9 protein-coding genes are annotated in these 13,776 nt (G+C 65.4%); 3 read left to right on the plus strand and 6 right to left on the minus strand.

Annotation, left to right across the window (positions count from 1 at the left end):
• Nucleotides 1-6 precede the first annotated feature (6 nt).
• Complete coding sequence (locus N2L00_RS01515) at nucleotides 7-1,359, plus strand: M1 family metallopeptidase (RefSeq protein ID WP_255863650.1); 1,353 nt, start codon at nucleotides 7-9, stop codon at nucleotides 1,357-1,359.
• Here N2L00_RS01515 and N2L00_RS01520 read toward each other — a convergent pair.
• The 3 genes from N2L00_RS01520 to aceA all read right to left on the minus strand — a co-directional run bounded on the left by N2L00_RS01520 (nucleotide 1,356) and on the right by aceA (nucleotide 5,204).
• The gene (locus N2L00_RS01520) at nucleotides 1,356-2,063 is read right to left on the minus strand and encodes a DsbA family protein (protein ID WP_255863651.1); all 708 of its coding nucleotides are present in this window, start codon (nucleotides 2,061-2,063) and stop codon (nucleotides 1,356-1,358) included. The genes N2L00_RS01515 and N2L00_RS01520 overlap by 4 nt on opposite strands.
• A gap of 121 nt (nucleotides 2,064-2,184) precedes the next feature.
• Nucleotides 2,185-3,816 (minus strand): malate synthase A, encoded by a 1,632-nt coding sequence (gene aceB / locus N2L00_RS01525; RefSeq protein WP_255863652.1) that lies wholly within the window; start codon nucleotides 3,814-3,816, stop codon nucleotides 2,185-2,187.
• Between the two features lie 89 nt (nucleotides 3,817-3,905).
• Nucleotides 3,906-5,204 carry an isocitrate lyase gene (gene aceA, locus N2L00_RS01530; RefSeq protein ID WP_255863653.1) on the minus strand — a complete coding sequence of 433 codons (1,299 nt, stop codon included), beginning with the start codon at nucleotides 5,202-5,204 and terminating at the stop codon, nucleotides 3,906-3,908.
• A 145-nt stretch (nucleotides 5,205-5,349) separates the two neighbouring features.
• On the opposite strand from aceA, the gene N2L00_RS01535 reads away from it, so the two are divergent.
• Nucleotides 5,350-6,849 (plus strand): helix-turn-helix domain-containing protein, encoded by a 1,500-nt coding sequence (locus tag N2L00_RS01535; protein ID WP_308219755.1) that lies wholly within the window; start codon nucleotides 5,350-5,352, stop codon nucleotides 6,847-6,849.
• A gap of 32 nt (nucleotides 6,850-6,881) precedes the next feature.
• On the plus strand, nucleotides 6,882-7,766 hold the full coding sequence (locus N2L00_RS01540; protein WP_255863654.1) for an Fpg/Nei family DNA glycosylase: 885 nt from the start codon (nucleotides 6,882-6,884) through the stop codon (nucleotides 7,764-7,766).
• 93 nt (nucleotides 7,767-7,859) lie between these two features.
• Here N2L00_RS01540 and N2L00_RS01545 read toward each other — a convergent pair whose 3' ends face one another.
• The 3 genes from N2L00_RS01545 to N2L00_RS01555 form a co-directional block, all read right to left on the minus strand.
• A complete protein-coding gene (locus tag N2L00_RS01545; RefSeq protein WP_255863655.1) occupies nucleotides 7,860-11,651 on the minus strand; it encodes a S8 family serine peptidase in 3,792 nt (1,263 codons plus the stop codon).
• Between the two features lie 354 nt (nucleotides 11,652-12,005).
• Nucleotides 12,006-12,851, minus strand: coding sequence for a bifunctional hydroxymethylpyrimidine kinase/phosphomethylpyrimidine kinase (gene thiD, locus N2L00_RS01550; RefSeq protein ID WP_255863656.1), 846 nt, complete (start codon nucleotides 12,849-12,851; stop codon nucleotides 12,006-12,008).
• A gap of 93 nt (nucleotides 12,852-12,944) precedes the next feature.
• Nucleotides 12,945-13,598, minus strand: a complete 654-nt coding sequence (locus N2L00_RS01555; RefSeq protein WP_255863657.1) for a TetR/AcrR family transcriptional regulator — start codon at nucleotides 13,596-13,598, stop codon at nucleotides 12,945-12,947.
• Between the last annotated feature and the right edge of the window lie 178 nt (nucleotides 13,599-13,776).

Raw genomic sequence — 13,776 nt, forward strand, 5'->3', positions numbered from 1 at the left:
TCCGCCATGTGGCCGACCGGATCCCACCACCAACACCAGCACCACGCGCCCGATCCCTATACCCCCGCGTCAGGCTCCACGGACCTGAGCATCACCGAGTATGACCTGACACTGGATTACGACGTCGGCCCCAACCGGCTCAAGGGGCTGGCGCGCCTCGCCGGCTCGGCCCTGGTCGACATTGAACAGCTCATCCTGGACCTGGACCGGCCGATGCGGGTGGAAGAAGTCCTGCTTTGGTGCGCCGGAACTCCGGTGGACGTCCGTTCCTTCCGGCAGCGACGCGGCAAACTGGCGATCACGCCCAGTCGGGAGCTGAAGGCCGGTGACACGTTTCGGCTGGGCATCCGCTACCAGGGCAAGCCGCGTGCGGGCAACGGCCTGTGGGGAGACATCGGCTGGGAGGAATTGACCGACGGCGCCCTCGTTGCCGGACAGCCGACCGGAGCTCCGTCCTGGTTTCCCTGTAACGACCTGCCGGCGGACAAAGCGCGGTATCGGATCAGCGTGACGGTGGAGTCCGGCTACCGGGTGACGTGCAACGGAGAGCTGGTCTCCCGCGAAGACCGCCGCGGCCGGGAGACCTGGGTCTTCGAACAACCCGACCCCATGTCCAGCTATTTGGCGACGGTCCAGATTGGCCGGTACGAGTACCTGGAACTGCCCGGCGACGTACCGCAGTCCGTCGTTGCGCCCCCGTCCCTGACCGACCGCGCAAGTGCCGCGCTGTCCCGGCAGGACGCCATGATGACCCTGTTTACCTCACGGTTCGGGCCCTATCCCTTCGGCCGGTACACGGTGGTGGTGACCGACGACGAGTTGGAGATCCCTTTGGAGGCGCAGTCGGTGTCGATCTTCGGATGCAACCACCTGGATTCGGGGTCGGCGTCTTTGGTGGCCCACGAACTTGCGCATCAGTGGTTCGGCAATTCGGTCACGGCGGGCAGCTGGCGGGATATCTGGCTGCACGAGGGTTTCGCAACCTACGCAGAGTGGCTGTGGTCGGAGGCGGCCGACGGCGCCGGCAGCGACCAGCGGGCCGCGGCCGACCTGGAGTGGCTGCGGCACCAGCGGCAGGACCTGCAGCTGGCCGATCCCGGGCCGGCGGCCATGTTCGATGAACGGGTTTACCGGCGCGGAGCGTTGACCCTGCATGTCCTGCGGCGCAGCGCCGGCGACGGGATCTTCTTCGAGCTGCTGCAGGAGTGGACGCAGAAGTACCGGCACGGTTGTGCCGGTACTTCTGACTTTTTGGACCTTGCCGACAAGGCATATGCCGCCGCCGGTGTCTCGGCCAGCGGGCTGCTGGGACCGTGGCTGTTCGAACCCACGGTCCCGGCAGCCGTCTTCAGGGCCTAGCAGCCGTCAGGTCCGCAGGCAGGTCCGTCCGCTGACTTCGGTGTCAGGTGAACCAGCGGGTGCGATTCCTGCCAGGCCTGTTCCAGGGCGGAGGCAAACAAGTCGGCAGGCTGCGCACCGGAAATGCCGTACTTGTCATCGAGCACGAAGAACGGGACGCCGCTGATCCCCAGGGAGCGGGCCTGGGCAATGTCCGCGCGAACGGCGTCGGCGTATTCGTCGCTGGCCAGCACGGCCTTCACCCGGTCCGCGGGCAGCCCGATGCCGGTGCCGATTTCCACCAGGTCATCTGCCGCGCCGATGTCCTTTCCCTTCACGAAATGGGCCGAAAGCAGTGCTTCCTTGGCGGCATCGGCAGCCTTCGGGCCGCCTTCCGCCTTGGCCAGATGGATCAGCCGGTGCGCGGAGAAGCTGTTCGCCACTACGAGGGAATCGAAGTCGTAGGAGAGGCCTTCGCCCGCCGCCTGGACCGACACCTGGTCCAGCATTCCGGCGAGCTGTTCGGGGTCGATGCCCTTGCGTTCGCTGAGGTACTGGACCTCGGTGCCGTCAAAGTGGTCGGGCAGGGACGGATCGAGCTGGAAACTGTGCCAGTGGACTTCCACCTCGTCCCGGTGCGGGAAACGGGCGAGGGCGGCCTCGAAGCGGCGCTTGCCGATGTAGCACCACGGGCAGGCAATGTCGGACCAGATATCAATCTTCATATCGGGTGCAACGCAGAAAGGGCCGGGAGCAATTCCCGCAGTGTTCGAACACCAGCGGAAGTACTCCCGGCCCTTGCCGGTGCGGATACTGAAGCGGTATCCGCGTCACCCCCCCCAGGGGTTAGGCCGCGGCCAGCTCCTGCGATTCATGCAGGAAGCGGGCGTAGGCCGGCACGGTGAGGAAGGTGGGGAAATGTTCCCCGCAGGCAACTTCCTCAAAAAGCTCGCGGGCATCGTCGAAGCGGTCGCCCTCGAAGCGCTGCAGGTTCGTGAACTCCTCGTCGAGCAGTTCCTCCACCCACTGGTGGGTCACAACGTCGCCCTCGTCGGTCACGGCGGAGCAGTGGATCCACTGCCAGATCTGCGAGCGGGAGATTTCCGCGGTGGCGGCGTCTTCCATCAGGTTGTTGATGGCGGCCGCACCGTTGCCCCGCAGCCAGGACTCGATGTATCGGATGCCCACCTCGATGTTGCTGCGGATGCCGGCCTCGGTGATGACGCCGGGCGTGGAAGCGATGTCCAGCAGCGCCTTGTCGTTGGGCACCACGTCTTCGCGGGTCTTCTCCAGCTGGTTGGGACGGTCGCCGAGCACCCCGTCGAACACCTCCATGGCCACGGGCACCAGGTCCGGGTGCGCCACCCAGGATCCGTCGAAACCGTCGCCGGCCTCGCGGGTCTTGTCGGCGCGCACCTTCTCCATGGCGACGTCGTTGGCTGCGGCGTCCTTGCGGTTCGGGATGAAGGCAGCCATGCCGCCGATAGCGTGGGCGCCGCGGCGGTGGCAGGCGCGGACAAGCTGCTCGGTGTAGGAACGCATGAACGGTGCGGTCATGGTGACCATGTTCCGGTCCGGCAGGACGAACCGGGGTCCCCGCGTCCGGAAGTTCTTGATCACCGAGAAGATGTAGTCCCAGCGGCCGGCATTCAGGCCTGCAGCGTGGTCCCGCAGCTCGTAGAGGATTTCCTCCATCTCGAACGCGGCGGTGATGGTTTCGATCAGGACCGTGGCGCGGATGGTTCCCTGCGGGATGCCGAGCAGGTCCTGGGCCAGGACAAAGATGTCATTCCAGAGCCGTGCCTCGAGGTGGTTTTCAATCTTCGGCAGGTAGAAGTAGGGGCCGCGGCCCTGGGAGATCAGGCGCTGGGCGTTGTGGAAGAAGTACAGCCCGAAGTCCACGAGACCGCCGGCGATCGGGGTGTTGTCCACCAGCATGTGCTTTTCCGGCAGGTGCCAGCCGCGGGGGCGGACCACGATGGTGGGCAGGTCGGTGAGCGAGGCGCCCTGTACCCGGTATTCCTTGCCCTCCGGAGAGGTGAAGTCGATGCGCCGGTCCAGGGCGTCGCGCAGGTTCAACTGGCCGTTGATGACGTTGGACCACGACGGCGTGGAGGAGTCCTCCATGTCGGCCAGCCATACCTTCGCACCGGAGTTCAGGGCGTTGATGGTCATCTTCCGGTCCACCGGACCGGTGATCTCCACCCGCCGGTCTTCCAGCCCCGGAGCCGTGGGGGCCACCTGCCAGGAGTCGTCCTCGCGGATGTTCCGGGTTTCGGGCAGGAACGTCGGGTCCGCACCGTTGGAAATCTGCGTCCGGCGGGCCTGGCGCTGCTGAAGGAGTTCCTGCCGGCGGGTGGCCGTGGCCCGGTGCAGCGCCTTGACGAAGTCCAACGCCTGCGGGGTGAGGATTTCCTCCTGCCGCCGCACTGCGGGAGCGGTGAGGGAAATGCCGTTCAGGGTGATCGGGTCATTCATGGCGTTCTCCTAGTGGTCTTTCAAAACTGTGGCGGTGTTGCCGCGGGGGCGCCGCTGCGGATGCAGCCGGCGCCCCCGCAGGACCGGGTTTAGTGGAACTGGCTGGACTCCGTGGAGCCGGCCAGGGCCAGGGTGCTGCCTTCGGGGTTCAGCGCCGTGGCGATGGCGTCGAAGTAGCCGGTGCCAACCTCACGCTGGTGCTTCGTGGCGGTGTAGCCGCGGGATTCGGAGCCGAACTCCTTTTCCTGCAGTTCCACGTAGGCGCTCATGCCGGAGCGGGCGTAGCCGTGCGCCAGGTCGAACATGGAGTAGTTCAGGGCGTGGAAGCCGGCCAGGGTGATGAACTGGAACTTGAAGCCCATGGCGCCGAGTTCGCGCTGGAACTTGGCGATGGTCTCGTCGTCCAGGTGCTTCTTCCAGTTGAAGGACGGCGAGCAGTTGTACGCCAGCATCTGGTCGGGGAATTCGGACCGCACGGACTCGGCGAACTTGCGGGCCATCTCCAGGTCCGGCGTGCCGGTTTCCATCCAGATCAGGTCCGAGTACGGTGCGTAGGCCTTGGCCCGGGCGATGCAGGGTTCAATGCCGTTGCGGACCTTGTAGAAGCCTTCCGCGGTGCGCTCGCCGGTGATGAATTCCTGATCGCGCTCATCGACGTCGGAGGTGATCAGCGTGGCTGCTTCGGCGTCGGTGCGGGCAATCACAACGGTGGGCGTGCCGGCGACGTCGGCCGCGAGTCGGGCGGCGTTCAAGGTGCGGATGTGCTGGCCGGTGGGGATGAGGACCTTGCCGCCGAGGTGGCCGCACTTCTTCTCCGAGGCAAGCTGGTCTTCCCAGTGCACGCCCGATGCGCCGGAGGTGATCATGGCCTTCATCAGTTCGTAGGCGTTCAGCGGGCCGCCGAAGCCGGCCTCGGCGTCAGCCACGATCGGCACCAGGTAGTCGTCGACGCTCTGGATGCCCTCGGCGAATTCGATCTGGTCGGCGCGCAGCAGGGCGTTGTTGATGCGGCGGACCACGGTGGGAACCGAGTTGGCCGGGTAGAGGGACTGGTCCGGGTAGGTGTGGCCGGAGTTGTTCGCATCGGCGGCTACCTGCCAGCCGGAGAGGTAAATGGCCTTGAGCCCGGCCTTGACCTGCTGGACGGCCTGGTTGCCGGTGAGGGCGCCCAGGGCGTTGGTGTAGCCCTCATCGCCGGCGTTGCGCAGCTGGTCCCAGAGCTTTTCGGAACCGCGGCGGGCCAGCGTGTGCTCTTCCTGGACGCGGCCGCGCAGCTTGACGACGTCGTCGGCGGTGTAGTCGCGCTCGATGCCGTCCCAGCGGGGGTTGGTCTCCCAGTCGGAAGTGAGCTGTTCTGCTGTGGGGGCGGTGGACTGGTCCTGGCTCATGCTTGTATCTCCTTGAAATCATTCATTCAAACCGGTCCGCTTCAAACCGGAATTTCCTGCTGTGAACTAAGCCTGTGCCAACAACAAGCCCTCTTCTAGGGGTTTTCTATGGAAAGAAACGCGATTCTTCGCGTAATCTGAAAATGTGACGCCTACTACATGGAATAGACCCGCTCCTGACTCCCCGAAGGGCGGATTGGGGCCCGACGCCGAGCGCACGCTGGACGTCATCAGCCTCGGCCGCCGCGTCCGGCACCTGCGCAAGGCCAAGGGCATGACGCTCGATGACCTGGGCGCCGCCGTCGGAACCGTGGCGTCCCAGTTGTCCCTCATCGAGAACGGCAAGCGCGAGCCCAAGCTCGGCATGATGCAGGCGCTGGCCGCTGCGCTGGACGTCAGCATCGATTCCCTGCTGGGCGCGGAGCCGCCGAGCCGGCGTGCCGCGCTGGAAATCGAACTAGAGCGGGCACAGCGCGGCCCGCTCTATGCTTCCCTGGGCCTGCCGAAGGTGCGGATTGGTTCACGGCTGCCCATCGACGTCCTCGAATCCCTGGTGGGGCTGCAGGCCGAGCTCGAGCGCCGGCTCAACGAGCAGGTGGCCACCCCGGAGGAGGCCCGCCGGGCCAACGGCGAACTGCGGGCCATGATGCGCGAGCGGAACAACTACTTCCCCGAATACGAGGCCGAGGCGCAGAAGGTGCTGGATTCGGTGGGGCACACGTCCGGTCCGCTGTCCCAGCACGTGATCGCCGATATTGCGGCGCACCTGGGTTTCAGCCTCCACCATGTCAACGACCTGCCGCACTCCACGCGTTCGGTCACCGACCTGAAGAACCGGCGCATCTACCTGACCCAGTCCCAGCGATCGGACCACGATCCCCGGTCCGTACTGCTGCAGGCGCTGGGACACTACGTGCTTCAGCACCAGACGCCCAGCAGCTACGGGGAGTTCCTGGGCCAGCGGGTGGCCACGAACTACTTCGCCGCTGCGCTGCTGCTGCCGGAAAAGGCGACGGTCGAGTTCCTGCAGCGGGCCAAGGCCGCCAAGGAGATTGCCGTGGAGGACATCCGGGACGCCTTCGCGGTGTCCTATGAAACTGCTGCGCACCGGTTCACCAATCTCGCCACCGAGCATTTGGGTATTCCCACCCATTTCCAGAAGGTGCATGAGAGCGGCATTGTCTATAAGGCATACGAGAATGACGGCGTGACGTTCCCTGCGGACCACACCGGCGCCATTGAGGGCCAGCCGATCTGCCGGTACTGGACCTCTCGGGAGGTCTTTTCCGTGCCGGACCAGTTCAGTGCGTTCAACCAGTACACCGACACTCCGGCCGGCACGTACTGGTGCACGGCACGTACGGAACGGGGTTCGGCCGGCAAGTTTTCGCTCAGCATCGGGGTGCCGTACCAGCACGTGAAGTGGTTCCGGGGCCGGGACACCACGGAACGGTCCAAATCGCGCTGTCCCGATCCGGACTGCTGCCGCACCCCGCCGGGGGAGCTGGCGTCCGAGTGGTCCGGCTTTGCCTGGCCCAGCGCACGGGCGCATTCGCACCTGCTGGCTGCCTTGCCGCCCGGTGCGTTCCCCGGCGTCGACGAGACCGAGGTGTATTCGTTCCTGCAGGCGCATTCGGAGCAGTGACGCCACCACCGGACCACCGTTAGGGTGTTGGCATGCCCGAGATGCCTGAAGTGCAGGGACTGGTTGATTACCTGCGGTCAAAGCTGCTCCCGCCCGATGCCCCCGCACTGGTGATCGCCGACGTCGAAGTGCTGTCTTTCCCCGTGCTGAAAACCGCGGCGGTGCCGCTGGAGGAGCTCTATGCCGGTCCGGTGACCGACGTCGAACGCCGGGGGAAGTTCCTGGTGGTCACCGCCGGGGGAGTGCATTTGGTGATGCATCTGGCCAAGGCGGGCTGGCTGCGCTGGTCCGATGCGTTGAAGCCGGGCCGGCTGCGGCCGGGCCGGGGAGCGATGGCGCTGCGGGTGCGGTTCGCAACGGAGGACGGCTCGGCGCAACCGGGCTTTGACCTCACGGAAGCGGGCACCCGGAAGTCGCTGGCGGTGTACGTTGTACGGGACCTCGCCGACGTCCCCGGGATTGCCCGGCTGGGGCCGGAAGCGCTCGACGTCGACCCGGCGGCTTTCGGGGAGCTGGTCGGCTCCCATCACGGCCAGATCAAGGGGCTGCTGCGGGACCAATCAGCCATCGCGGGGATAGGCAATGCCTACAGCGACGAGATCCTGCATGCAGCACATCTGTCTCCGTTTGCCATCGGCGCCAAGCTGGGACCGGCCGAGGTCCAACGGTTGTTCGAAGCCATGGGTGCCGTCCTGGAATCTGCAATCGAGAATGCGTCCGGGCGTCCCGCCGCGGAATTGAAGGACTCCAAGCGGCAGGCCATGCGGGTGCATGCGCGGACCGGTGAGCCCTGCCCGGTGTGCGGGGACACCGTCCGGGAGGTGGCCTTCGCGGATTCCTCCCTGCAGTACTGCCCTACCTGCCAGACCGGAGGCAAGCTGCTGGCGGACCGGAGGATGTCCCGGCTGCTGAAGTAGCTGCGCGGCAGGGCTTCCGACCCAGAAAAACAGCGGGCCCCGGATTTCTCCGGGGCCCGCTGCCTTATTGGTTGGCTAGGTCAGCATGATGTCCTAGCCGCGACCGCCGCCGTTGCCGTGGCCGCCGCCGTTGCCGCCGCCGTGGCCGTTGCCGCCCTTGCACTTCTGGGCTTCAAAGTGAGCCTTGTAGGTGGCCTTTTCGACCTTGCCCTTACCCGTGGAGGTGAGGGTTACGGTGACGTCGCCTGCCTTGATGGAGGACTGGCGGGTCTTGATGACCACCGACTTGCTCTTGCCCGGATCCAGCTTGTTCACCGTAGCGGTGCCGTAGTTGGACTTCACCGTCACATTGGCCTGCTTGGTCCCGGTGTTCTTGACCGTCACCGCAATCTCGGCACCCGAACCCGAGCACTTGCTGACCGCGCTGATCGGATTGACCGGCGTCGGCTTCACAGTGGGTTTGGGTGTCGCGGTCGGTTTCGGTGTCACCGTCGGCTTAGGCGTGGCCGTAGAGGTAGGTGTCGGCGTCGGTGTCGGAACCACCTTGGCCGGAACCTTGATCGGGACCACTTCCGCCTTGCCGCCGTCACCGTTGGTGCCGCTCAAGTCTCCGGTGGCGTTGTGCAGGTGCAGGAACAGCGCCTTGGCGTCGGTGTTGCCCGCACTGCGGGTGACATCCATCTTGCCGCCGTTGACGTCCGCAAACAGGCTGGCAGGCGTGGCGCCCGCGAAGGTCAATGCCGGGTTGGCCGCGTCGAACGGGATGTACTCGGTGGTGTCGACAGGAACGCTCTCGCCCTGTTCATCCACGCTGTACGGGTTCCAGGTGGTGACCCGGTACCGCAACGGTGCCGATGCCGCGTTTACATCCAGGCCCAGGGCCGCTGCTGAAACCGGCAGGGTAACCGCATTGGTATCGAAGGTGTTGGTATCAGTGCCGCCCTGGACACCGTTGGCACCGGTCTGGTCCACCATTACCGGAGCAGCGCCGGGGGTCAAACGGTAAGTCGCAGCCAGAACCAGGTCCACGTCGGCCGCGCGGGAGGTGAAGGTGACGAAGTCCGGGACCGAGTCACCATTGGTGTCGATCTCCACGTCAATCTCGAACGCACCGCCCAGCATGGGCCAGTTGGCCCAGGTGCTGACGCCGAAGTTCACGACGGACGTCTGAAGATTGCCGCCGGCAGCCTTCAGCGTCGGAATCGTGGAAGATGCGCCCACGGCCTGCAGGTCCATCGCGTACATGGAATCCATCTTCACGGACTCCAGCCGCGGGCTCTGCGCGCCGAGGACCAAAGGCGAAACCAGGGACAGGTAGCGCGAGGCACCCGTGCCTTGGTTGAGTTCGCGGCCCTGCAGGGTCACGGTGCTCTTCAATGCCTCGGAGTCGGCGAAGGCGATTTCCTTGCCGGCACTCATATCCGACGTCGGCTTCGGGGCCGAGTAGACGGGTACGCGCAGAGTGGGCGTGCCGTTGCCGGCAAACTGCACCCGCCCGGAAACGTCCGCCAGGAACTGCCTGGTAATGCTCAACTGGTCGGTCTCGGCTGCGGGGTCAATGGTCTTGGCCAGTGCAGCCGGATCGGAGATGCTCAAGGTCACGTCCACGGTTGCCTTGCCGTTGCCCGGCACGTTCACCGAAGGTGTGGTGCTGATGACGACGCCGGGCATGGTGGACGCCTGCAGGTAGCTGACGTTGTAGGACACAGGGCGGTCGGACTTGTTCTCCACCGTGACCTGCCGGGTCAGCACGAGGGCTTCCTTGCCGAGCTCCAGGACGCCGAAGTTGACGCTGGTCAGGGCCGGGTCCTCCGTGGCGTAGGCCAGGACCTTGTTGTTCAGGGCGTCAAGGGCATCTACCCGGCCGGAACCGACCCGGTTGGGCCCTTGAACGGCACCGGACGCAGTGAGCAGGTCATGCGTGGCGGTGTTCATGATGGCGGTCTTGACCTCGTACGGGTTCAAATCCGTAGCCGCGTAGAGCAGGGCCGCAATACCGGCCACATGCGGGGTGGCCATGGACGTGCCGCTGCTGACGGCTGCACCGGTGCCGGAGCCGACGGCTGCTGATCCAATAGCCGAACCCGGCGCCGCGACGTCGGGCTTCACGATGCCGTTGGAACCGTGCACTCCGCGGGAGGTGAACGGGCTGACGGTGTCACCGGCGCCCGAGGGGGCGCTGGCGGTGGCCATGTAGGCCGGCGACAGGCGCAGGGTCAAGGTCCCCGCTTCTGCGGACGGCCGCAGTCGGTCCGAGGATTCGGCGTTGAGCTGGATGCCGGGGATGGTGGCGTTTCCGCCGATACCCGATTCAAAGACCGCACGCGGGGAATCGAGCACCACGCCGGTGGCTCCGGCGGCCTGGGCATTATTGAACCGGACCCCCGAGCCGCAGGGGAAAGCAGCGTCTTCTTCCCACTGGATCCAGACCCATTTACCGGTCAGGGAACCGGCAGGGAAGGCGTTGCAGCCAAAGCGGTTGTCTGCCGGAGCCATCACCACATTGCCGGTGAGCTGTGCTTCGGTAACTGCCGGGTCCGAGTAATTGAAGTTGGAGGAGTACTGCCCGGCGACGGATCCGGCCAGTTCGGCTGGAGCGAGGACGTCGGCGCGGTCGAGAGTGACCCGGGAACCGATGGTGCTGGCCACGGTCAGGGCCGACTTTGCGTTCCCCGGGGAACCGCCGATGTCATAGACGTCTCCGGCGTTGCCCGAAGCGACAACGGAGAGGATGCCCTGTTCGGTGAGCTTGTTGACGATGTCGTTTTCGGGATCGTCAACCGGGCTGTAGTCGGAGCCGAGGGACATGTTCACTACCTGGGCACGGTCCGAAAAGTCGCCGTCGCCGTTGGGGTCCAGCACGTAGTCCAGAGCCTGGCCGACCACCTCGGAGGAGCCTGCGCAGCCGAAGACACGGATGCTCACGAGCTGGGCATCCGGTGCGGAACCGGGGCCGATCCGCATGGAATTGACCTGCTCCGCCGTGAGGGTGGAGTAGTCGCCGCGGAAGGTGGAGCCGTCGTTGTTGGTCCCGTACCCGGCGGCAGTGCCGGCCACGTGGGTGCCGTGCCCGCCGCAGTCGAGCGGATTCAGGTCCGGCCGGGGGACCGGCTGGTAAGTGGGGGAGTCGGGATCGGCATCGTAGTCATCGCCAACGAGGTCGTAGCCGCCAATGAACTTATTGGAATCAAGAAGGCCGCTCCCGGCCGAGGGAATGGTGGCCGAAGCCTGTGCTGCCTGGTAGGCCTCGATGGTGCCGGGGCCGCCGAAATCGCTGTGGGTGTAGTCGAGGCCGGTATCCAGGACGGCGATGGTGATGCCTTCTCCGGTCTGCTTGCGCTCCACCCACGTGTTCAGGGCCCGGGTGTCAATATCCGCGCCCTTGTTGTCGACGTGCTTCGGAACGATCTTGGTGATGCGGGCAACGTCCGAGCGGCCGGCCAGCTCGCGGATGGCCTCGGCGTCGCCGACGATCGCGGTGCCGGGGAGCGTGTTGGTGGTTGTGTAGAGGGTGCTCGCGGCAGCTTCCTGTGCCACTGATTCTGCCTGCGAAGTGATGTCGCTGCGGATCTCTTCGACCAGGGGCTTGTTCACCACCGGCTCCGCTTTTCCGTCCTTGACCTCCTCGGGCTGGGTCTGTTCAAAGGCGCCTTCGCCCGTGAACTGCACGTAAACCGAAACCTGGCCGGTGGCGTCCCGCAGGCTGGGGGACACTTTTTGTTCGGCGAACCGCTCGAGGGAGATGCCCTCGGTGAGTTCATTGCCGCCGGCAGGTGTCTCAGTGGCCTGCGCCGGCAGGCTCAGGCCGAGGCCCGCTGTGAGTGCGATCCCGGCGAATGCGGCAGTGACAACCGCGCCGGGTTTGTGATGGATGGACAATCTCATTGCGCTCCTTGAACATTCCACCGAGCGCTACCGGGCATGTCCAAGAGACAATTGCACGGCTGCTGACACACTGCGGCAGGTTTTCCGTTGTGCCTCCAACCCCCGTAAGGAGTGTCAGCGTGCACGTAACGGCCCCCAAACCAAGCAGCCGTAGGGTCACAATAGAGGAGCAAACGCCCAGTGCAAAGGTTGGACCTATTAATAGCGAATTACTTCTTTGACCCTTGTTTTTTTGCAATTCAGGCTGTAAATTCCAGCGCCTGCGGGTCGAATAAACGCCGGAAGGAGCCGCCCCGTTGGGGGGACGGCTCCTTCCATGATTCTTCTGGCTTGTGTTTGGGCGGGTTGACGCAGTTAGAGCGCCGGGCCCTGGCCGGCGTTGCCCTGCCACAGCGCATCAAACGGTGCGTTGGAGGAAACGCGGTTGCGGATACCTTCCGTGACGAACGCCTTCGCCGTCTTTGCCGCTTCCAGAGGCGTGGCCCCCTTGCCCAGTTCAGCAGTGATAGCCGCAGCGAGGGTGCAACCGGCACCGCTGACAGCTACCTCGCCTACCTTGGGTGCCCGCAGGACCTCCATGGTTTCGCCGTCGTAGAAGACGTCGACGGCGTCGTCGCCTTCCAGCCGGACTCCGCCCTTGGCCAGCACTACGGCTCCGCTGGCTTCATGGATGCGGCGGGCTGCTTCCTGCAGGTCTTCCACGGTCTCAATGGAATCCATGCCGGACAGGGACATGGACTCGAAGTGGTTGGGGGTGACGAAGGTGGCCAGCGGGAGGATCTGGGCCTTGAGCGCCTTGTCGGTATCCAGTGCCGCGCCGGGTTCCTGGCCCTTGCAGATGAGCACCGGGTCCAGCACGAGGTTCTTCCAGTCCTGGGCCTGCAGCGCCTTGGCAACGACGTCGATGGTTGCCGGGGTGCCGAGCATGCCGATCTTGACCGTGTCGAGGTCATAGGCGGTCATGATGGCTTCGAGCTGGTCGGTGATGACCTGCGGGTCCACCGGGACGAACCGGTGGTTCCAGGAGTTGTTGGGATCGAAGGACACGATGCAGGTCAGGGCGGTGATGCCGTAGACGCCGAGTTCCTGGAAGGTCTTCAGGTCGGCCTGGGCGCCGGCGCCGCCGGTGGCTTCGGAACCTGCGATGGTGAGCGTGACGGCCGGAGCTGAGGCCGCAGAAGAGGATGTGTTTGCAGACATGGCTCCATCTTCCACCCAAAACGGCGGAACCGGCCACCCTTGTAAGACGCGCTGTTACGGCGCGCCGCCGCCGTGCCCCGGCGGCGCTGCGGGCTAACCGTCCCCGCGGACGCCTCGGAGCAGGCGGACTACGTCCTCCATGATGTTCCGGACCACCGGGAGCCGGGACAGGATCACGAGTTTGGCCACCAGCGGGGCCAGATTCGCGGCCAGCCGGTGGGACCTGCGCTGTCCGGGGGAGCGGTCATACACCCAGAAGAAGGTGATCCCCATATGCATCAGCCAGAGCAGTTCGGGCAGATCGTCGCGGATAGCCACGGGCGGCTGCGGCCGGGCGGTCGACACCGCCTGCCGGAACATCGCGATGGATTTCCCCCGCCCGACGGCGTCGTCCTCCCGACGGTTCGGTGACATGGCGTCGCGCAGGAAATGCACGCCGAAGGCGTGGTACGGCTCCATGGTTGTCAGGCCGGTGGACAGAATGACCGCCAGGTTTTCGCCCAGGTTGTGGCCCTCGCGGATCTGCGGCAGCGCAAGGGAGCGGTGTTCATCCTGGAGGGACCGGTAAAGCTCGTGGAGGAGGTCATCCTTGGAACGGAAATAGTAGTAGGCGTTGCCTACCGAAACGTTTGCCTCCTGTGCGACAGCGCGCATGGTGGTCTTTTCGTAGCCCTGTGAGGCGAAGAGGCGCAGCGCGGTGTCGATGAGGAGCCGGCGCGTCTGTTCGCTCTTGGCGGTGACGGCCAATGATGCTCCCTTTGCAGTATTTTCAGCGTTTAGTAGACCATTCTTTTGAACGTGTTCAAAATCGTGTGCGCGGCAGGAGCGGACCGGGCGTGGCAGAATGGATGCGGCCCTGCGGGGCTGCCCGGGGCAGCGGGCACAGTGCTAATACAGCCGGCGAAAGCCAGGCGAACCACTAACC

Origin of the sequence: Arthrobacter sp. zg-Y1171, assembly GCF_025244845.1 — a bacterium.
Taxonomy (GTDB): Bacteria; Actinomycetota; Actinomycetes; order Actinomycetales; family Micrococcaceae; genus Arthrobacter_B.

Bases quoted from the DNA above. Each gene is read 5' to 3' on its own strand.
- N2L00_RS01515 (WP_255863650.1), top strand. From the start codon at position 7: ATGTGGCCGACCGGATCCCACCACCAACACCAGCACCACGCGCCCGAT.
- N2L00_RS01520 (WP_255863651.1), bottom strand. From the start codon at position 2,063: ATGAAGATTGATATCTGGTCCGACATTGCCTGCCCGTGGTGCTACATC.
- aceB (WP_255863652.1), bottom strand. From the start codon at position 3,816: ATGAATGACCCGATCACCCTGAACGGCATTTCCCTCACCGCTCCCGCA.
- aceA (WP_255863653.1), bottom strand. From the start codon at position 5,204: ATGAGCCAGGACCAGTCCACCGCCCCCACAGCAGAACAGCTCACTTCC.
- N2L00_RS01540 (WP_255863654.1), top strand. From the start codon at position 6,882: ATGCCCGAGATGCCTGAAGTGCAGGGACTGGTTGATTACCTGCGGTCA.
- N2L00_RS01545 (WP_255863655.1), bottom strand. From the start codon at position 11,651: ATGAGATTGTCCATCCATCACAAACCCGGCGCGGTTGTCACTGCCGCA.
- thiD (WP_255863656.1), bottom strand. From the start codon at position 12,851: ATGTCTGCAAACACATCCTCTTCTGCGGCCTCAGCTCCGGCCGTCACG.